Annotated in this window: 17 protein-coding genes and 1 pseudogene; 15 read left to right on the top strand and 3 right to left on the bottom strand. The window is 63.6% G+C overall.

Features of this window, described 5'->3' with window-relative positions; all coding sequences use genetic code 11:
- The first annotated feature begins 2 nt into the window (after nucleotides 1-2).
- The 9 genes from AC1DS6_RS29600 (at nucleotide 3) to AC1DS6_RS29560 (ending at nucleotide 10,261) form a co-directional block, all read left to right on the top strand.
- The gene (locus AC1DS6_RS29600; protein ID WP_477103716.1) at nucleotides 3-914 is read left to right on the top strand and encodes an SDR family NAD(P)-dependent oxidoreductase; all 912 of its coding nucleotides are present in this window, start codon (nucleotides 3-5) and stop codon (nucleotides 912-914) included.
- A 127-nt stretch (nucleotides 915-1,041) separates the two neighbouring features.
- On the top strand, nucleotides 1,042-2,190 hold the full coding sequence (locus AC1DS6_RS29595) for a porin (RefSeq protein WP_441629545.1): 1,149 nt from the start codon (nucleotides 1,042-1,044) through the stop codon (nucleotides 2,188-2,190).
- 31 nt (nucleotides 2,191-2,221) lie between these two features.
- A complete protein-coding gene (locus AC1DS6_RS29590; protein WP_441629544.1) occupies nucleotides 2,222-3,400 on the top strand; it encodes a thiolase family protein in 1,179 nt (392 codons plus the stop codon).
- 87 nt (nucleotides 3,401-3,487) lie between these two features.
- Nucleotides 3,488-4,687, top strand: coding sequence for an acyl-CoA dehydrogenase (locus AC1DS6_RS29585; protein ID WP_441629543.1), 1,200 nt, complete (start codon nucleotides 3,488-3,490; stop codon nucleotides 4,685-4,687).
- Nucleotides 4,688-4,700: 13 nt separating this feature from the next.
- On the top strand, nucleotides 4,701-5,849 hold the full coding sequence (locus AC1DS6_RS29580) for an acyl-CoA dehydrogenase family protein (protein ID WP_441629542.1): 1,149 nt from the start codon (nucleotides 4,701-4,703) through the stop codon (nucleotides 5,847-5,849).
- 2 nt (nucleotides 5,850-5,851) lie between these two features.
- Complete coding sequence (locus AC1DS6_RS29575) at nucleotides 5,852-6,307, top strand: MaoC family dehydratase (RefSeq protein ID WP_441629541.1); 456 nt, start codon at nucleotides 5,852-5,854, stop codon at nucleotides 6,305-6,307.
- Between the two features lie 100 nt (nucleotides 6,308-6,407).
- A complete protein-coding gene (locus AC1DS6_RS29570) occupies nucleotides 6,408-6,983 on the top strand; it encodes a DUF2889 domain-containing protein (RefSeq protein ID WP_441629540.1) in 576 nt (191 codons plus the stop codon).
- Between the two features lie 73 nt (nucleotides 6,984-7,056).
- Nucleotides 7,057-9,207: an acetate--CoA ligase family protein gene (locus tag AC1DS6_RS29565; RefSeq protein ID WP_441629539.1), complete on the top strand. Its 2,151-nt coding sequence runs from the start codon at nucleotides 7,057-7,059 to the stop codon at nucleotides 9,205-9,207.
- Between the two features lie 61 nt (nucleotides 9,208-9,268).
- On the top strand, nucleotides 9,269-10,261 hold the full coding sequence (locus AC1DS6_RS29560; RefSeq protein WP_441629538.1) for a Bug family tripartite tricarboxylate transporter substrate binding protein: 993 nt from the start codon (nucleotides 9,269-9,271) through the stop codon (nucleotides 10,259-10,261).
- Between the two features lie 220 nt (nucleotides 10,262-10,481).
- Here AC1DS6_RS29560 and AC1DS6_RS29555 read toward each other — a convergent pair whose 3' ends face one another.
- Both AC1DS6_RS29555 and AC1DS6_RS29550 read right to left on the bottom strand, forming a co-directional pair.
- On the bottom strand, nucleotides 10,482-11,456 hold the full coding sequence (locus AC1DS6_RS29555) for a GNAT family N-acetyltransferase (protein ID WP_441629537.1): 975 nt from the start codon (nucleotides 11,454-11,456) through the stop codon (nucleotides 10,482-10,484).
- 453 nt (nucleotides 11,457-11,909) lie between these two features.
- A complete protein-coding gene (locus AC1DS6_RS29550) occupies nucleotides 11,910-12,818 on the bottom strand; it encodes a LysR family transcriptional regulator (RefSeq protein ID WP_477103715.1) in 909 nt (302 codons plus the stop codon).
- A gap of 318 nt (nucleotides 12,819-13,136) precedes the next feature.
- On the opposite strand from AC1DS6_RS29550, the gene AC1DS6_RS29545 reads away from it, so the two are divergent.
- The 3 genes from AC1DS6_RS29545 (at nucleotide 13,137) to AC1DS6_RS29535 (ending at nucleotide 16,282) form a co-directional block, all read left to right on the top strand.
- On the top strand, nucleotides 13,137-14,123 hold the full coding sequence (locus AC1DS6_RS29545; RefSeq protein WP_441629535.1) for an aldo/keto reductase: 987 nt from the start codon (nucleotides 13,137-13,139) through the stop codon (nucleotides 14,121-14,123).
- A gap of 72 nt (nucleotides 14,124-14,195) precedes the next feature.
- Entirely contained in the window at nucleotides 14,196-15,344 is a 1,149-nt protein-coding gene (locus tag AC1DS6_RS29540; RefSeq protein ID WP_441629534.1) for an NADH-dependent flavin oxidoreductase, read from the top strand.
- Between the two features lie 335 nt (nucleotides 15,345-15,679).
- Nucleotides 15,680-16,282, top strand: a complete 603-nt coding sequence (locus AC1DS6_RS29535) for a cysteine hydrolase family protein (protein WP_441629533.1) — start codon at nucleotides 15,680-15,682, stop codon at nucleotides 16,280-16,282.
- Between the two features lie 308 nt (nucleotides 16,283-16,590).
- Here the strand turns inward: AC1DS6_RS29535 and AC1DS6_RS29530 are convergent, their stop codons facing one another.
- Nucleotides 16,591-17,463 (bottom strand): LysR family transcriptional regulator, encoded by an 873-nt coding sequence (locus AC1DS6_RS29530; protein WP_441629532.1) that lies wholly within the window; start codon nucleotides 17,461-17,463, stop codon nucleotides 16,591-16,593.
- A gap of 104 nt (nucleotides 17,464-17,567) precedes the next feature.
- On the opposite strand from AC1DS6_RS29530, the pseudogene AC1DS6_RS29525 reads away from it, so the two are divergent.
- The 3 genes and pseudogenes from AC1DS6_RS29525 to AC1DS6_RS29515 all read left to right on the top strand — a co-directional run bounded on the left by AC1DS6_RS29525 (nucleotide 17,568) and on the right by AC1DS6_RS29515 (nucleotide 19,995).
- Nucleotides 17,568-18,641 (top strand): annotated as a pseudogene (locus tag AC1DS6_RS29525) (alkene reductase).
- A gap of 10 nt (nucleotides 18,642-18,651) precedes the next feature.
- The gene (locus AC1DS6_RS29520) at nucleotides 18,652-19,389 is read left to right on the top strand and encodes a pirin family protein (protein ID WP_441629530.1); all 738 of its coding nucleotides are present in this window, start codon (nucleotides 18,652-18,654) and stop codon (nucleotides 19,387-19,389) included.
- 18 nt (nucleotides 19,390-19,407) lie between these two features.
- Nucleotides 19,408-19,995, top strand: coding sequence for an isochorismatase family protein (locus tag AC1DS6_RS29515; RefSeq protein ID WP_441629529.1), 588 nt, complete (start codon nucleotides 19,408-19,410; stop codon nucleotides 19,993-19,995).
- Nucleotides 19,996-20,036 lie beyond the last annotated feature (41 nt).

Raw genomic sequence — 20,036 nt, 5'->3', positions numbered from 1 at the left:
CCATGAGTTTGCTTCAAGGGAAAGTCATCATCGTCACCGGCGCCGGTGCGGGCGTCGGTCGCGGCATCGCTCTGGAGGCGGCGCGCCAGGGGGCCCGCGTGATCGTCAACGATCTCGGCGTCAACATGGACGGCTCCGGCGGCAGCGCCGGCCCGGCCCAGGAGACCGTCGACCTGATCAAGGCAGCGGGCGGCGAGGCCAGCGCCAACACCGACAGCGTGGCGGAATGGAGTTCGGCGCAGAAGATCGCCCAGCAGGCACTCGACCTGTACGGGCGCGTCGATGCCGTGGTCAACAATGCCGGCAACCTGCGCGACGTCATCTTCCACAAGATGAGCGAGGAAGAATTCGACGCGGTGGTACGCGTGCACCTCAAGGGCAGCTGGAACGTGTCGCGCGCGGTGGCGCCGCACTTCAAGGCGCAGGAAGGCGGCGCCTTCGTGCACATGACCTCGACATCGGGCCTGATCGGCAACTTCGGCCAGGCCAACTACGCCGCCGCCAAGCTGGGCATCGTCGGCCTGTCCAAGTCCATCGCCGTGGATATGCAGAAGTTCAATGTCCGCTCGAACTGCATCGCGCCGTTCGCCTTCACGCGCATGGTCGGCAGCATCCCGACCAACACGCCGGAGGCCGCGGAACGCATGAAGATCAACATGACGCTGGAAGCCGGCAAGATCGCGCCATTCACGCTGGCGCTGCTGAGCAACCAGGGCAAGCAGATCACCGGGCAGGTCTTTGGCGTGCGCAACAACGAAATCTACCTGTTCTCGCAACCGCGCCCGATCCGCACCGCGCATGCCAGCGAAGGCTGGACCGTGCAGTCGTGCATCGAGCGCGCCATTCCCATGCTGCAGGGTTCCTTCTATCCGCTGGAACTGTCGCGTGACGTTTTTCCGTGGGATCCGGTCTGACCCCCTTTGAGCGCCGGCCGCGATGCGGGTGCACCGTGTCGCGGCCGGCATCGGCATGCAGTGATCCAGAGCCCGACCCAAACCAGCGTCAGGCGCGGCGAATACAAAAATAGAAATGGAGACATTCATGAAGCTGACCAAACACATGCAGTGCGCCCGGGTTGCCCTGCTGGCAGCCGGCGCGGCGCTTGCCGGAACGGCAAGCGCGCAGTCCGTGACCCTCTACGGCCTGATCGATACCAACATCGAGTACGTCAACAACCAGTCGAGCACCGGTGCGACCATACCGGCGGGCCCGGCGGCGCATCGCGTCGCCATGCTGACCGGCGGCATCGGCGGGTCGCGCTGGGGCTTGCGCGGCGTGGAGGATCTCGGCAACGGGCTCAAGGGCGTATTTGTGCTGGAAAGCGGCTTCAGTTCGGATGACGGCAAGATGGCCAACAGCGGCCGGCTGTTCGGACGGCAGGCCTACGTCGGCTTCGACAGCCCGTATGGCAAATTGACCTTCGGCCGCCAGTACACCTCCATCTTCGACGTACTGGCCAACTACCAGGCCGGCTTCTACCAGCCTCAGTACGAGCCGGTGGTGGCGTACCTGGGCCGGTACTACCGGGAGGACAACGTCGTCAAGTACGGCGCCAACTTCGGTCCGCTTGAAGTCGCCGCGCACTGGTCGTTTGGCGTCGATACCACCGTGCCCGCAACGGCAGGCGAAGTGCCGGGGAATTTCCGTTCGGGTGCTGCCTATGGCGCGGCGGCAAGCTACGCGGCCGGCGCGTTCGGCGTCGGCGTCGCCTACGATGAGGTCGACGCCGCCACGACGGCCGGCGGCCCCCCGGGCAAGGCGAAACGCGCCGCGGTGGCGGGCAAATATGCGTCAGGCCCGGTGCGCCTGGTGGCGGGCTACCGCTGGGGCCGCAGCCAGAATCCGGCAGGCGTCGAGACCCTGCGCGACAACTACTACTGGGTCGGCGGCACCTACGCCTTCACGCCGCAACTTGAATCCACGCTAGCCTATTACTACGACGACGTGCGGCAGGTCACCAATCCGGTGAACGGGGCCATGCTCGGCGACATCAAGAACCCGTGGCAGGTGATGTTCACGACGAAGTACTTCTTCACCAAGCGCACCAGCCTGTATCTCGCCACCGCCTACTCGAAGAACGCCGGCCTGAATTTCGACACCTCGGTGGGCGGCCTGGGCACCGGCTACTACCTCGGCGCCGGCAAGAACAGCCAGTTCGCCGTCACCCTCGGGATGCGGCACATCTTCTGACGACCTTCGTTTCACTTAGTGGAGAATCCAATTGAAAAAGACTTGTGCAATCGTCGGCGTCGGCATGACCCGCTTCGGCAAGTTCCCCGACCAGACGGTACGGATGCTGGCGACAAGCGCGGTCAAGGCCGCGCTTGACGACGCCGGCCTGCAGGCGCAGGACGTCGACCAGGTGTATTTCGGCAACGCCGTGGCCGGCCTTATCACCGGCCAGGAAATGATCCGCGGCCAGGCCGCGCTGCGCTTCACCGGCCTGATGGGAAAGCCGGTATTCAATGTGGAGAACGCCTGCGCAACCGGCAGCACGGCCTTCCATCTCGCGTGGAACGCGGTGCGCAGCGGCCAGGCCCAGGTGGCCCTGGTGGTGGGCGCGGAACGGATGACGCACGAGGACAAGCGCGTTTCCTTCGGCGCGCTGGCCAAGGCGGTCGACCTCGAGGAAGAAAAGCCGGCCCATGTCGGATCGGGCAGCGGCTCGATCTTCATGGACATCTACGCCGAGAAGACGCGCAAGTATATGGCCGAGACCGGCGCCACCGCTGCGGATATCGCGCAGATCGTCGTCAAGAGCCGCAAGGCCGCCTCGCTCAATCCCTACGCCCAGTTCAGGACCGAAACGACGGTCGAAGAGGTCCTGGCAAGCCGCATGATCAGCGACCCGCTGACCCTGCAGATGTGCTCGTCGATCGGCGACGGCGCCTGCGCCGTCGTGCTGTGCTCGCCCGATTACCTCAAGCGCATGACCACCGCGCGCCCGGTCTGGGTGGGCGGCTCGGTACTGGTTTCGGGCACGCCCGACGCCAGCCTCGCGCATTGCGCGGTGCGCGCGACGTACGGAGTGTATGAGCAGGCCGGCGTCGATCCGCTCGACATCCATGTGGCGGAAGTGCACGACGCCTCCGCGCCCTCAGAGCTGATGTACTACGAAAGCCTGGGGCTGTGCCGTCCCGGCGATGGCCTTGGCATGCTGCGCAGCGGCGCAACCGGGTTGAACGGCAAGATCTCCGTCAACCCGAGCGGCGGCCTGCTGAGCAAGGGCCATCCGATCGGCGCCACCGGCGTCGCGCAACTGGTCGAACTGACGCAGCAACTGCGTGGCGAAGCCGGTCCGCGCCAACGTGACAATGCCAGGCTCGCCCTGGCCGAGAACGGCGGCGGCCAGATAGGCCTGGATGGGGCGGCTGCGGTCGCCACCATCCTGCACGTCTGAGTGGTGTGAAGAGCCGCGCGCCGCGCGGCGGGCGAAGGCGCTGGTTCATGCGCCTTCGCGATGGATTTCAGATGAGAAGGAACCGAAATGGATTTTCAACCCGATCCGGGCCTCGCGTCGTTCCGGCAGGAGGTGCGCGATTTCCTGCGCGATCACTTGCCGGCCGACCTGGTGGCGCCCGTACGCAGCGGCACACGCTCGCCCAACGCGGACCTGGTGCGCTGGCAGCGCATTTTGAACCAGAAGGGCTGGGGCGCGCCCTACTGGGCCAAGGAGCACGGCGGCACCGGATGGTCGGTGCTGCAGCGGCTGGCCTTCGACGAGGAGTGCATGGCCGCCGGCGCACCGTCGCAGGATGGCGCCGCGCAGAAACTGATCGGGCCGGTGTTGAACGAATTCGCCACACCGACGCAGAAGGCCGAGCACCTGCCGCCGATCTTCAATGCGGATCGCACCTGGTGCCAGGGATTCTCCGAGCCCGGCTCGGGCTCGGACCTGGCGTCGCTGCGCACCCGCGCGGAGCGCGATGGCGATGACTATGTGATCAACGGCCAGAAGATCTGGACCAGCTATGCCCACCGGGCCGACTGGATCTTCGTGCTGGTGCGGACCAATACCGAGGTGAAAAAGCAGGCTGGCATCACCTTCCTGCTGGCCGACATGAAGACACCCGGCATCACGGTGCGGCCGATCCGCAGCATCGACGACCGCCACCACCTCAATGAAACCTTCTTCGACAACGTGCGCGTGCCCGTCGCGAATCGCATCGGAGAGGAAGGCGAAGGCTGGAAGATCACCAAGTTCCTGCTCAACAACGAACACGCGTCGGCGGCGGATCTGCCGACCCTGCGGCGCTACCTGACGCAGCTCAGGCAGCTCGCGGGCAGCCAGCGCGCCGGCACGCGCACGCTGGGGAGCCGGCACGAGTTCGCCTTGCAGCTGGCGCGCTTCGAGGCGGAAGTGAGCGCCATTGCGATGATGGTCCAGCGCGTCGCCACCCTGGAGCAGGATCACAGCCCGGGCGCCCACGCGATGGGCTCGATGCTCAAGGTGCGCGGCACCGAGCTGCAGCAGAGGATGAGCACCTTCGTGGTGGAGTCGCTCGGCGACTATGGCGCGGTGGCCTTCCCAAGCGCGCAGGAAGAAGCGGACGGCGCGCGCATGCCGGCGCAGTGGCCCGGGCGCGGACTGGCCAATGAGATGTTCTTCCGCCGGGCCTCGACCATCTACGGCGGCACCAGCGAGGTCCAGCGCGGCATTATCGCCAAGACGCTGTTCCAACTCTAAGAACCGAGCGATCATGAACTTCAATTTGCATTCCGAGCAGCAACTCCTGCAGGACAGCGTGCGCCGCTTCGTCGAAAGGAGTTACAGCTTCGAACAGCGCACCGAGCTGCTCAAGGGCGGCACCGGCTGCAGCGAGGCCCACTGGCGCACCTTTGCCGGCAATGGCTGGCTGGCGGCTGCCTTGCCGGAAGACCACGATGGCCTTGGCGGAACGGTCATCGATACCACGCTGATCTGCCACGAGGTGGGCCGGGGGCTGGTGGTGGAGCCCTATATCGGCTGCGCCGTGCTCGCTGCCCAGACGCTGGTGGCGGCCGCCCGCCCCGCGCAACTGGCCCGGCTGATGCCGCTAGTGGCGGAGGGCACGCGCCGGTTCGCCCTGGCGTACAGCGAAGCGCAATCGGGCGGTTTTCCAGAGCCGGTTGCGCTGCGCGCCGAGCTGTGCGCCGACGGCTATGCGCTGCATGGTACCAAGACGCTGGTGCTGGGCGGCACCGTGGCGGACACCTTTATCGTGTCGGCATCGCTGGCGGGACATGCCGGGACGACCCTGTTCCTCGTGGACGCGGACAGCCCGGGCCTCGTCGTGCGCGGAATGCGGCTGCACGATGGCAGCCACGCGGCGGAACTGGTCTTCGACGGCGTCCAGGTGGGCCCGGCCGCCGTGCTCGGCGAGCCTGGCAACGGTGCGGCCGCGCTCCGGCATGGCCTGGAACACGCCACCGCTGCGTTGTGCGCCGAGCTGGTCGGCGTCATGGAAAAGGCCATCGAGCTCACCGCGGATTACCTGAAGATCCGCAAGCAGTTCGGCGTGCCCATCGGCACCTTCCAGTCATTGCAGCACCGTATCGCGGACATGGCGACGGAGATGGAAGTCTCCCGCTCGATGCTGTACGCCCTGCTCGCGTCCCTCGCCAACGACGACGATGCCGCGCGCCAGTGCGCCTTGTCCCAGGCGAAGGCATTGATCGGGCGTGCCGCCAAGGCCGTGTGCGGCCAGGCCATCCAGTTGCACGGCGGCATCGGCATGACCGAGGAATACGCCGTGGGCCATTACTACAAACGTGCCGTCGTCGCCGACTTCCTGTTCGGCAGCGCCGACCGGCACGAAGCTGCCTGTGCGGCGGCATTGCAGGCGTCGCTGACGCCGGAGGAACAATAAACATGAAGACCTATGAAAAGATCACGGATCTCGCAGGCCGCATCGGCGAGTGCATCGGCATCAGCGACTGGTTTGCCGTGGAGCAGGAGCGCATCAATCTGTTTGCCGATGCGACCGGCGATCACCAGTGGATCCACGTGGACCCGGAACGCGCCAAGGGCGGCCCGTTTGGCGGCCCCATCGCCCACGGATTCCTGACGCTGAGCCTGCTGCCGGTCCTTACCGCGACCGCCTACAAGATCCTGGACGCCCGCACCGGGGTGAACTATGGGCTCGACAAGGTCCGCTTTCCCGCCCCCGTGCGGGTCGGCAGCCTCGTTCGCGCGCATTTCAAGCTGCTGGCCTGGGATCCGCTTGCCGGTGGCGGCGCGCAGATGAAGGTCGAGATGACGGTCGAGTGCCAGGGCCTGGACAAGCCGGTTTGCGTCGCGGAATCGATCATGCGCCGCCTGCCCTGAACCGCCTGGCACGCCAGTGCCTGTCAGCGTGCGTCCTCCCTGGCCGCGGATGGCAAGGGAGGACGCCAACGGATTCCAACCAATATGGGGCGAAGCACTCATGAGTCAATCCACATCGACTCCGGCCTGGAGAAAACCGCTGCACTACCGCCACATCGCCACCTCCGGCTTTGCGCGCAGCGATGGACTGTTCGATATCGAAGGACAGTTGCAGGACATCAGTCCGGATGGCACCGACCTTATTTTCAAGACGGTGCCGCCGGGCACGCCTATCCATGACATGCGCATCGTGCTGACGGTGGACCGCGATCTGGTCATCCAGGCTGCGACGGCGCGCATCGAGAGCGGTCCGACCAAGTTTTGTCCCGAGATCGAGACGGCCTACGCGGCACTGCGCGGCATGCGGATCGGCCCGGGCTTCAAACGCGAGGTCAAGGCGCGTCTGGGCGGCGTGCAAGGTTGCACGCACCTGACGGAGCTGGTCAGCGTACTCGCCACTACCGCCATGCAGAGCCTCTTTGCGATGCAGCGCACCGAGCGCGGCGGCCGCCGGCCTGCCGACGGGCAGAGCCCGATGCCACGGCCGTCGCTGGTCGACAGCTGCCACACCCACCGCATCGACGGCGAAGCGGTCAAGGTGCTGTGGCCGGAACACCGGCGCGCTGGCGCGCAATAACGAACTGCTGCCGCGCCGGCCGCCTTGCCGGGCGCGATGGCCTTCCGGAGTCCTTCTGAACATGGAAAAATCGATGGCTTCACGCACGCTGTACACCCATGCCGATCTGCGGCGCATATTTCATCCCCGCAGCATCGCGATCGTCGGCGCGACGCCCAACGAACGCGCCTTCGCCGGCCGCGCCATGGGTAACCTGCGCGGCTTCGGCGGGCAAAGGATGTTCGTCAATCCGAAGTACGACCGTATCGGGGAGCAAGTCTGCTATCCCTCGCTGGCCGACCTGCCCGAGACCCCGGACTGCGTCCTGATCGCAACGGCACGCGACACGGTCGAGCCGATCGTGCGCCAGTGCGGCGCGCTTGGCGTCGGCGGCGTGGTGGTGTTCGCCTCCGGGTACGCCGAGACGGGCAAGTCCGAACACGTCGAAGAGCAGCTCAGGCTGATCCGGCTGGCGCGCGAGAGCGGCGTACGGCTGCTCGGACCGAACTGCATTGGCTACGCCAGCTACGTCGACAACGCCATCGTCTCCTTTGCCGACCTGGCGCCGCGCACGACACCGCTGCCGGCGCATGCGATCGGCGTGGTGAGCCAGTCCGGCGCGCTCGCCTTCGCCATGCAGGAGGCCGTCCACCACGGTACGGCTTTCAGCCATGTGTTTTCCTGCGGTAATGCGGGGGACATCGACGTGGCGGACCAGATCTCCTTTCTCGCCGGCGATCCGCACTGCGCCGCGATTGCCTGCATCTTCGAGGGACTGTCCGACGCAAACCGCATCGTCCAGGCGGCGCAAGCCTGCGCCGACGCCGGCAAGACGCTGGTGGTCTACAAGACGGCCCGCGGCAAACTGGGGGCCGAGGCGGCACTGTCGCACACAGGCTCGATGGCAGGCTCCAACAGCGCCTATGCCGCGGCGTTCCGCCACGCGGGCGTGGTGCAGGTCGAAACGCTCGAACAACTGATTCCCACGACCGCGTTCTTCGCCAAGGCGCCACGGCCCAGCGCCGCCGGCACCGCGATCGTGTCCATCTCCGGCGGGGCAGGCATCATCGCGGCGGACGAAGCCGAACACCATCACGTGGCCCTGCCCCAACCCGCCGAACAAACACGTGCCGTGCTGGAGCGCTGCATCCCGGATTTCGGCGCGGCCCGCAACCCGTGCGACGTCACCGCGGAGGCAGCCAACAACTTCACCTCCTTTGTCGAATGCGGCGAAGCCATGTTCAGCGACCCGGCCTATGGCGCGGTGGTGTTGCCCTTGCCGGTCACGGGCGAGCCCAATGTCAGGCGGCTGCAACTGTTCAACGACCTGGCGGCGAGGCACGACAAGATGGCCTGCGGGCTGTGGCTGTCGGAATGGCTGGAAGGGCCAAATGCCGCGATGGCCGAGAACCTTCCCAGGCTCGCTTTGTTCCGCTCGGCGTCGGACTGCTTCGCCGCGCTGGCAGCCTGGCACGCCCGCGAGCAATGGCTGGCGCAGCGCAACGAGGAACGGCCGCCCCGCCTGACACACGAATCCGTGATTCGCGATGCGCGCGGGATGATCGAGGCCACGCCGGCCAGGGTACTGACCGAGCGGCAATCGAAGGACGTGCTGGCCTTGTATGGGGTACCGGTGGTTGGCGAACACCTGGCGACAAGCGAGGCATCAGCGATCGAGGCGGCGTCGGCCTGCGGCTATCCCGTGGTCCTCAAGGTCGAAAGCGCGGACATCCCGCACAAGTCCGAGGCAGGCGTGATCCGCATCGGTGTGCGCGATGCCGACGCCGTGGTGACGGCATACCGCGAGATCATGGCGAACGCGCGTAAGGTGGCGGGCGAGGCCGCCATCAAAGGCGTGCTGGTGCAAAGGCAGGTCCCGGCCGGCGTGGAGATCCTGGTCGGCGCGCAGGTGGATCCGCAACTCGGCCCGCTCCTTGTGGTCGGCATGGGCGGCGTCCTGGTGGAACTGATGCAGGACACGGTCACCACCATGGCGCCGTGCTCCACGCAGCAGGCACACCGCCTGCTCGAACAGCTGCGCGGCTATCCGTTGTTGCAGGGCTTCCGCGGCGCCCCGCCGGTCGATATCGATGGGCTCGCCAACGCCATCGTCCGGCTCTCGGAGTTTGCCGCCGACCAACGCACGGTGATCGCGGAGTTCGATGTCAATCCGCTCATCTGCAGCGCGGACGGCGTCGTCGCGGTGGACGCGCTGATTGCAAAGCCCCAGGCCAGCGCGGCCTGACACGCCGGCTACGGCCGGCTCGATGCTGCCATCAAAACAAACAAGAATGCAGGAGACAAGCATGACAATGATTCCCTTACCGGCCAGGCGCCGCCTCATCGGCCTGGCTGTCATCGGCACCCTGTACGGCCTTGGCTTGCCGGCGAGCGCTCAGACCCGGGATTATCCCGAACGGGTGATCAAGATCGTTTCGGTCACCAGCCCCGGCACCGGCCTGGACGACTACTCCCGCCTGCTGGCGAAGTTCCTTGGACAGAAGCTCGGCCAGAGTGTCGTGATCGAGAACCGGCCCGGCGCGGGCATGATCATCGGCACCGACTACGTGGCGAAAGCCGCGCCGGACGGCTACACCTTGCTCTATGCGGGCTCCGGCGCGATGGCAGCCAATCCGTTCCTGTACAAGCAGTTGCCCTACAACCCGCGCAAGGACTTCGTCCCCGTGGCGCGCATGTCCGCGTTGCCGGCCGCCATCGTGGTGCCGGGTTCTTCGCCCTTGCGCACCATCGCCGATCTGACCGCGGCCGCCAAAGCCAGGCCGGGAAGCCTGAACTACGGCACCAGCAGTTCCGGCTACCAGACGATCATGGCTGCGTTCGGGGAAGCAGCAAAGATCCGGACCGTCAACGTCCCCTACAAGACGCAAGGCAATCTGCTGACCGATGTCATGGCCGGCGTGGTCGACTACGCCGGCGTCGATGCATCCGCCGTGGCGCCGCATATCCGCTCCGGCAAGATGCGGGCGCTGGCGGTTGTCGGTCCAAACCGCGTATCGGTCCTTGGCGACGTGCCGACCATCGCGGAATCCGGCCTGCCGGAACTCACCATGATCAACTGGACGGGCCTGTTCGCGCCGGCCGGCACGCCCCCCGCGATCGTGGACCGGCTCACCCGCCTGACGCTGGAGTTCGTGAACTCGCCGGAAGCCGTCGCGCACTACGCCAGCCGCGGCAGCGCGCCGTATCCGGCCGCCGGGCCGGAGGTCAGCAAGGCGATCATGGAAGACCAGCAGATCTGGAAACGCCTGATCGCCATCGCCGGCATCCAGCCCGAATAGGCCGGCCCCCCCGCAGCGGCGAAAGCCCTTACTTGCCGAACGCCGCGACGCCAGCGACACGTTTATCAATACACGGTTTATTTTTTGACCGGTTTTGGAAGGGGTTTCCCGGGGCCACTGCGCAAGACTGACTACCAGGCCGCTCGGCATGAGCGGCCTGGTCCCTGCCGCAAGCGCATGGCTTGCTGGCCTCTCGCTGTCGTCCATTTTCGAATTAGTGTCAGGGTCTGGCCGAGCGACGACTGAACCGTTGCTCGATGACCTCCGTTCCCCATTGCGCCCCCTCCGATTCGCCGGTCAACCGAAAGCCAAATGACTCATATAGATGGCGCGCCGCATCCAGACCTTTGAACGTCCAGAGGTATGTCTCGCTAAAGCGCTCGTCAACAAATCTCATCGCGCGAGACATCAGTTGCCGTCCGATACCGGAGCCACGCAACGAATCGTCCACAATGAACCATCGCAAATGGGCTACGCCCGCGTTGTCATCCCCGTCGATTGCCAACGAGGCGAGAAATCGGCCATTTTCTGCGTAGAGCCATAGCGCCTTGCCGCTAGCCGGCAGCGCACCGGCGAACTCGGCAAGCTCCGTTGCCACCTTCTTCTCGAAAAAAGCGCCGAAGCCCCAGTGCTCCGAGTAGAAGCGGGCGTGCAAGCTCGCGACGTCGCCAATGCAGCCAGGCTGGTAGCCTTCCAGAATCCGTGTGGGCGAGGCATCTTCGGAAGTGGCTTTGGCCGAGTTGTCCCTTGCAAGTGCGTCGGCGTACAGCGCGAGAGAGCGGACCAAGGCTTGCTGGTCGGCAGGAACCATACGTCGAAGCGCGTTGGAGACCTGATCCGTCGCGAATCGGTCGATCTTTCTCCGGAGCTTCTGCCCTGCGTCCGTCAGATACAGCTCGGACGAACGCGCATCTTCATTTGCAGTCTGGCGCTCCACAAGTCCGCTCGCCTCCAGCCTCGCGACCTGCCGGCTGGTGTTCGACTTGTCCAGGCGCAAGATATTGCCCAGATCCTTCGCATTGATGCCCGGCGTCGCCCCGATCTCGATGATCGCGTGGACAGCCGACGGAGCAAGATCACTCTCGGCCAGCGTCGTTCGCATGAAACCGAGTTCACGAACCAGTCTTCGGGAAAAGTCCCGGAGCTCCAGTATCGTAGTTTCCCGGGGCTTGGCTGGCATGTCGACAAGATCCATGACGGGCTCTCACAAGTTGCGCTTCGCAAGCAATATAGTTGCGAAACGCAACCTATGCAAGTCAGTCTTGCGGAGACGTCGAATTCCGGCAAGCACCCTTGATGGGCCGTTTTCGATTCTGCCGCGGCCGCCGACGCGTGTCGGCGGAACATCCATACTTGGCCGGGAAGGGACCTCGACCGGCCGCTACCCGGTCGTCCCTTCCCGACCCACAGGGGACGATCGGCGACACGCCGCATCCAGGTCGGCTTTCAAGCTATAACGGACGGTCGCTTGCGCCGTAGGAAAACACCGACGCTCCGTTTCATTTGTTCGTGAGCCAAGCGTCCTGAAGACGCGCCGACTCATATAGCGAAGCCGCCACTGCCTTACCCGTATTGACCATTCGACGGTGTACACCTTTTCCCATTGGGGTGCACCCTCAGCGCCTGCGCGACGCACAGGCCCTCCCGTCTATCTCACCGGGGCTGCTGTTGCTCGAAATCTCAAAGCATCAACGAGAACAGTAAATGCCGGACTCGGCTGGCGACGGCTCGGATAGTAGAGGTGGTAACCGGGCATCGGCATCGACCAGTCGGCCAATACGCGCACGAGTTTCCCAGCCGCGACATAGTCGCTCACGACGTCTTCCGGCAAGTATGCGAGGCCGAGCCCGGCCAGGGCGCTGTCCAGCTGTAGCGTGATCGTGTTGAACGACAACTCGCTACCCGGCCGTACTTTCAGCTCGTTCCCTTTCTTTACGAACGGCCACGACCAGACGCCGCCGGAACTCGGCAGGCGCAGGGAAATGCAGCGATGCCCCATCAGGTGGTCCGGGGTCGTGGGTGTGCCATACCGTTGGAGATACGTTGGCGCGCCGACCACGCACTGTTCGAAGTCTGGGCCAATGCGCACGGCAACCATGTCTTGCGCTACCTGCACGCCAAGACGAATACCCGCATCAAACCGCTCCGCCACGATGTCAACCAGCCTGTAATCGTTGATGACCTCCACGCTGATATCGGGGTATTCAGGCAGCAGCTTTGCCAACGTCGGCACCAGGATTTCTTGCGAAGCGTGCTCGACAGATGTTATCCGCAGGCTCCCGGCTGGTTTGTCCCGCAGCGCGTTCAGATCGGCAAGGCCAGAGGCAATACCTTCGAAGTGAGGCGTGATCGATCTGAGCAGCCGTTCGCCTGCCTCGGTCGTGGAGACGCTGCGAGTCGTGCGCGTCAGAAGCTGGACGCCCAATCTCTGTTCGAGAGACGTCATCTTCGCGCTTAATGCAGGCTGCGAGATCCCCAGTTGCGCCGCCGCTCGCGTAAAGCTCTTTTTCGAAGCCACCGTGAGGAACGCGGCAAGGTCATCCAGGCTCACCTTCATATTTATAACCCCTTCCTATAACAGCAAGAGGATTGTGCCATCTAATCGTATGAGTTTCACGGTGATAGATTGACAGTACGCAGCCGGCGGAACGCACATCCGCAAAAACCACGAGGCATGACCATGCTTGTTAGTGACGAAGACGCTGGACTACCGCAGCAGCCACCGCATCGTCTCAGTCTCCGAAGCGACAGCCGGCGCACCTTCGTAAAGCACGCGATTGCACTGGGCGCGGTCGCAGCCGCCGAACTCACCCTCGGTATTGGCAGGGCATATTCCCAACGCAAACATGACACTCAACCCACACAAGGACAAGGTATGAAACAGCGCACGTTAGGAGGACTGCAGGTCTCGGAAATCGGCGCAGGCTGCATGACTTTCGCTGGCAACTACAATGCCCCCGTCCCGAAAAACGAAGCTCTAAAGACAATCCGAACGGCTTTCGAGCATGGCGTCACATTCTTCGATACCGCCGAGGTCTACGGACCGTACCTGAGCGAGGAATTCGTTGGCGAAGCGGTTGCGCCGTTCCGTGACAAGGTGCAGATCGCCACCAAATTTGGCTTTGCTATTGACGGAACGATTGCGCTGAACAGCTGCCCGGAGCATATCCGCAAAGTGGTTGAGGAGTCTCTGAAACGCCTGCGAACCGATCGCATCGATCTGTATTACCAGCACCGCGTCGATCCGAGTGTCCCGATCGAGGATGTCGCCGGAGCGATCAAGGACCTGATCAGCCAGGGAAAGATTCTGCGTTTCGGGCTTTCCGAAGCGAGTGTGAAGACCATCCGTCGCGCGCATGCCGTGCAACCAGTTGCCGCAGTCCAGACGGAATACTCGCTGTGGACCCGCAACGTCGAACTGAATGGTGTGCTGGCGACGTGTGAAGAACTCGGAATCGGCTTCGTGCCGTGGTCACCATTGGGCCAAGGCTTTCTGGCCGGCGCCTTCGATACGAACACGAAGTTCGACGAAAAAAATGACTTTCGCGCTGGGTTCCCTCGCTTCTCGAAGGAATTCTTGAAGTTGAATATGCCCATCATCCAATGGCTCAAGGAGTACGCAGCTACCAAAGGGGCGACACCATCGCAGGTTTCGCTGGCGTGGTTGCTTGCGAAAGGATCCAATATCGTTCCTATTCCGGGTACGCGTACCGAGGCGCATCTGCTCGAAAACCTCGGTGCCCAGCGCCTCCAACTTACGGGCGCTGACATTCAGGAAATCGACACCAAGCTTTCAAAATACCCTGTCTTCGGCGACCGTATGGGCAAAGAACACATGAGTCAGATCGACTATACGGTTTGATTTCCATAACGCGGTGGTGGTCAACATTCCGCCATTGTGTCCCCGAGCCACCAGAACCCGAAGTAAAGTTACGTGAAATACAGCAAGATTTTTGAGCCAATAGTGCTGGCACCTGGCCTGACCGTACGCAATCGAGTAGCGATGGCCCCAATGACAACCTGGGCTAGCAACGACGATGGCACCGTCTCCGACGAGGAGGACGCCTATTACCGCCTTCGGGTGAAGGACGTCGGTTTGGTCATCACCGGCTGCACGCATGTGCAAGAGAATGGGGTTGGTTTCACTGGAGAATTTGCCGCGTACGAGGATCGCTTCATTCCAAGTCTGAAAAAACTAGCGAAGGCCGCTAAAAGCGGCGGTGCCCATGCGATCCTGCAGATTTTTCACGCTGGCGTGAAGACGTTGCCGACGCTCGTCAGCGACGTAGTAGCAGCAAGCGACGTTGAAGGTGACGCAGGCCCGTTTGCCTCAGCCCTCGTGCCGCGGGAGCTTCAGGAAGAGGAAATCCTGGACGTTATTGAGGCGTTCGCTGCCGCCACGCGACGCGCTATCGCTGCCGGCTTCGATGGCATTGAGCTTCATGGCGCACACGGTTTTTTGATCCAGAACTTCTTCTCCCCCCATTCGAATCGACGCGTTGATCGATGGGGCGGTTCGCTCGAAAACCGTATGCGGTTCCCACTCGCAGTTGTAGAGGCTGTGAAGCGAACCATCGCAGATCATGCCGATCGTCCCTTCGCGCTTGGTTATCGGATATCAGTAGAAGAAAGCGTAGACGGAGGACTGGGCATCAGTGATTCCCTCCAGTTGGTCACGCGCCTGATCGATACCGGAGCGACTTATATCCATGCTTCGCTCGGCAGTGCGTTGGATCAAAGGCCCGCGATGGCCAATTCTGACAAGTCGATCGTCAACATTCTGCGGGATCACATTAGTGGTCGGGTCCCCTTAATTGCGGCGGGCGGCATCAGGACACCGGAGCAAGCCGAAGCCGGGATAAAGATGGGGCTCGCGCTTGCGGCCGTAGGTCAGGGCCTCGTAATCAACCCAGACTGGATGGCGCAGGCGCGTGAAGGTCGCGATGAAAGCATCCGCCTTTCTGTTTCCGCTAGCGACGTTTCGCGGGTTGGCATCCCGCAAAAGCTATGGGCTGTCATCGATGCAACGCCAGGTTGGTTCAACGTATCCGAGAATTCGCCGGGACGAGCCGAGAAAGCTTGACGGTGGTGAAACGCGTGCCACAGGCATCACTGCCGCCGCCTTACAGGTCGCCGTGCGGTCCTTGCCTTTGAGGTCGATGAAGCGGCATCAGCGTTGCCAGCCTGTGTCCGCTTGAAGCGTCGTTACGGACGCTCAAGCGGCCAGTTGGACCGAGAGCTGACGGTCCCCTATTGGCCGGGCGCAGGCATTGTGAGATCCCTGCTGGCTGTCCGTCCCCGACCCTGAACGGTCAACCGATTGGTCGTGGTAGAGTCGATCATCATTCTTGATCGCGTAGCCTTATGCCGCCACCCGTTGAACGTGGACCCGTCGATTCAGCAGACCATCGACAGGGCATGGAAAGCGCCGCTGATGCACATAGTGTGACCATGCGGATTCCGGCAATTGTTCCAGCGCAAGCCGCTCTGGTGGTCATGCACTATCAGACCGACATCCTGGCGTTATTTCCATCGGTCGCACCCACTTTGCTCTCCAATACGCGCAAGCTGTGTGACGCTGCGCGGGCCAAGGGCGTCAGCGTCTATTTCGCCAAGATCCACTTCCGTCCAGGCTATCCGGAAGTCAGTCCGTTGAACAGGAATGGGCAGGGAATCAAGCAACTTGGTCTTTTCGTCGACGACCAGATCTCGCCGGAACTCGGCCAACAGGCCACCGAGCCACTCATCGTCGCGCATCGCGCCAGCGTGTTCTTTGGTACCGACCTGCAGGTACGGCTTTCCGCGCAGGGTATCAATACCCTGCTCATGGTGGGCATTGCTTCGACCGGTGTGGTGCTGTCGTCGGTCGCGTACGCGAGCGATGCGGACTTCCGTTTATTCACGGTCAAGGATTGCTGCTACGACCCGGATCAGGTCGTGCACGATCATCTTTTTTCAACGGCGTTCGATTCGCGCACAACGGTGCTCTCGCTCGCTGATGCCTTGCGGTTGCTTGCCTAGCATTTGCTGGCATTTCGACAGTTTGGGGAGCAAGGCGGTCGCTCCACCGCGCGTCGTGCGGCTCGCTCAATGGCCGGTTGACCCATCACGGCCGTTGCGCGCGCGGTTGAACGGCGGTTATGGCACCGAGCGACGGACATTCGCCATTGCATGGAGGGAAATGGCGGAGAAACCACGCCTTGGGTGGATCGAACGCGAGAAGTCTTGCGGTTTGACCATGGTTTAAGCGGTCCTTCTTCGGGACTGATCCCCATTGCGCTTGAGGGCCGAATCATCCCGATGCTCGGCGACTATTGGACCCTGCCGAGCTATCGCCCCAATCTCTCCCGCAGGAACTCAATGAAGCGCTGAGTCTTCGCGGGAAGCAGGCGGGTCTCGGTGATGGCATAGACCGGCATTGGCATGCCGTGCCATGCCCGCATGATGCGCCGCAGCTTCCCGCTGGCCAGGTCATCGGCAACGATTTCCTCGGGCATCAGGATGATGCCCATGTCGAGCGTCGCCAGCCGGCGGATCATGCCAACGCTGTTGAGCGTGAAGCGGCTACCCACCGACACCGTGGTGGCGCGCTCGCCATCGTGCAATGTCCATGATCCCGCCTTCAGGATGCCCAGGCACTCATGCCGTGCCAGGTCGGCGGGATTGGCTGGCTCGCCCGATCGCTCCAGGTAGCCCGGCGAGGCATAGAGGTATGGCGTGAGCGAGGCCAGCGTGCGTGCGATCAACTGCGAGCTTTCGGATTCCCCCATGCGGATTGCCACGTCGAAGGGTTCGCTGACCAGGTCGACCCGTCTCGGCGTCAGGTCGAAATCGAAGGTGATGCCAGGATAGAGGCCGGCAAATTCGGCGATCAGGGGCGCCAGGTAGGTCACCGCAAAATCCACCGGCAACGAGGCGCGCAGCACGCCGCTGGGCTGGGCCAGCATTTCGCCGAGCTGCTCGTGTGCCAGGCGGGCTTCATCGACGATGCGCTTGCAACGCTCGAAGTAAATCTGGCCGGCCTCGGTCAGTTCGATCTTGCGGGTCGTCCGATGCAGCAGGCGCAGCCCGATCGCCTTCTCCAATCCGCTGATCCGGCGCGACAGTGTCGAGTTCGGCACGCCCATGGCCTCCCCGGCGCTGCGAAAACCCTTGGCTTTGACGACCTCAACAAACAACGCCATGTCGTTAAGCAGTTCCATGCAATTGCTCCATTATCGGATCAATGTTCTCCAAATTACCATATTTATCCCGCACAAGGAACGCGCGATGATGCCTCCATCCAATTCAACCGAGGAATTCCATCGTGAGCAAACTGTTTGATCCCGTCCGCGTCGGCCGCTACACCCTGCAGAACCGCCTGGTCATGGCACCGATGACCCGCAGCCGTGCCCAGTACGACGGCACGCCGGGCGAAATGGCTGCCGAGTACTACGCCCAGCGCGCCAGTGTCGGCCTGATCGTCACCGAAGGCACCCAGCCCTCGGACGACGGGCAGGGCTACCTGACCACGCCAGGCATCTACACCGACGCGCACGTGGCAGGCTGGAAGAAAACCACCGATGCCGTGCATGCCAAGGGCGGCCACCTCTTCATCCAGTTGATGCACGCCGGGCGCATGTCGCACCCGGATAACACGCCGCATCACCGGCGGGGCGTCGCGCCGTCGGCCATCGCCCCGGGCACGCCGATGTTCACGGCCAAGGGCATGCAGGACATTCCGGTGCCAAGTGCGCTGACCACCGAGGAAGTGCGCCAGACTGTCCGGGATTTCCGCTATGCGGCCCGCCGCGCGATCGAGGCCGGTGCCGATGGCGTCGAGATCCATGGCGCCAACGCCTACCTGATCCAGCAGTTCTTCGCCCCCAGCGCGAACGCCCGCACCGATGAATACGGCGGCTCGATCGAGAACCGCGCCCGCTTCGCAATCGAGGTGGCTGCTGCGATTGCCGACGAAATCGGCGCGGACCGCACCGCCATCCGGCTGTCGCCCGGCACGACGATGTGGGGCATCGACGAAGGCGCCGAAGGACCGGCCCTGTACCGCTATCTGGTCGCCGAACTCGACAAGCTGGGGCTGGCCTACCTGCACATCATGCACCAGGGCAATGAAGCGGTGCAGGCCGACATCCGCAAGCTCTGGCAGCGCACGCTGATCCTGAACCGGCCGGGCCGCCCGCGCTAGCAGGTCGGGGCCGACCTGGCTTCGGGGCTGGCCGACCTGGAAGCCTACGGCCAGATGGTACTCGCGAACCCGGACTTCGTCGCCCGGCTGAAGCACAGCGCGCCGATGAACGAGGCGGACCGCAATGGCTTCTTCGGCGGCACTGCGCAGGGCTACATCGACTACCCAACCTTGAGTGAAGCCCAGGGTGCCTGAGGCAAACATCATGCCCGTCATTGCCCCGCTGCAGCGCGCCAACCACGGCAGCCACTTCCGCGCCTACGGCCTGCGCGGGGTGGCAGCGCTGATCGATCCCTTCCTCGGGATCGATCATGCCTGGATGAGCGCGCCGACCTTTCCGCCGCATCCCCATGCCGGCTTCTCGGCCGTGTCCTACCTGTTCCTCGACTCGGAAACGGGCATCGACAACCGTGATTCGCTCGGCACCCGCAACCTGATCCGACCCGGTGGCCTGCACTGGGCGACGGCCGGGAGCGGTATCGTTCATGAGGAAGTTCCGGCAGAGGCCGGCAAGACTGTCCATTCGTTGCAGATCTTCGTCAACCTTGCCCCGGAGCGACAGTACATTGCTCCATTCGCACTGACCTTGGAACCGCAGGATGTACCGGTGGTGCAGTTGCCCGGGGCAAAGGTGCGCGTGCCCGTGGGACGCTTCCGGCACGCCCGTTCGCCGCTGACGCCGCCGACCGAAGTGACGATGCTCGACATTTCGCTGGAAGAAGGTGCCGAACTGGCCGTGCGCATCGACTCAGGACATTGTGCCTTCGTCATGCCGATCTTCGGCACGGCGATGGTGGACGGCCAGGACTTCGGGCGCAACGATCTCAAGCTCCCGGTCTTTCCGGCGCAGGACGCGCGCTGCGCGATCACGCTGCAAGCTCTCCACGGCAGCGCCGAGGTCATGCTTTTTGCCGGCCCGCCGTTGCACTCCACCGCAACCTGACCACGAAGGAGTCTCATCATGGCTTTCGAACGCTTCACCGGCGATAACGCCGCGCTTCTGTTGATCGACCACCAGGTCGGCACCATGGGCTGGGTCCATTCCATCCCCTTCGAAGAGATGAAGCGCAACGCGCTGATGCTGGCCAAGACCGCCAGCATCCTGAAGATGCCGGTCGTGCTGACCTCCAGCATGGAGGAATACGCACAAGGGTCGCTGCTGAGCGAACTGGAAACCATCCTGCCGGACGAATTCGCCGCGCGCATCAAGCGCGTCGGTATCGTTAACGCGATGGATGACGAGAACTTTGCTGCGGCCGTCGCGGCAACCGGGCGCCAGAAGCTCATCATCGCTGGCGTCACCAACGATGTCTGCACGGTGTTCCCGGCACTGAGCCTGGTGCGCGTTGGCTACGAAGTGCAGGTGATCGCCGATGCCGGCGGCTCGCCGAGCAAGATCGGCGACGACATGGCCTTGCGCCGCATGGAGAAGAACGGCGTCACGCTCTCCAGTACGAACCAGGTAATTGCCGAGCTTGCGGGTAGCTGGAGTACGCCCGAAGGGATGCGGATTGTGCAGGAAGTGGTCATGCCCGCATTGCAGGGCTGAGGGAAGGAGCCACCCCCTTGTTAGGCCCGAGGTGCTAACCC

Source organism: Cupriavidus sp. 05L310, from assembly GCF_056398185.1.
The sequence above is the reverse complement of the archived record's forward strand: the minus strand, read 5'-3'. Positions and strand labels throughout refer to the sequence as shown.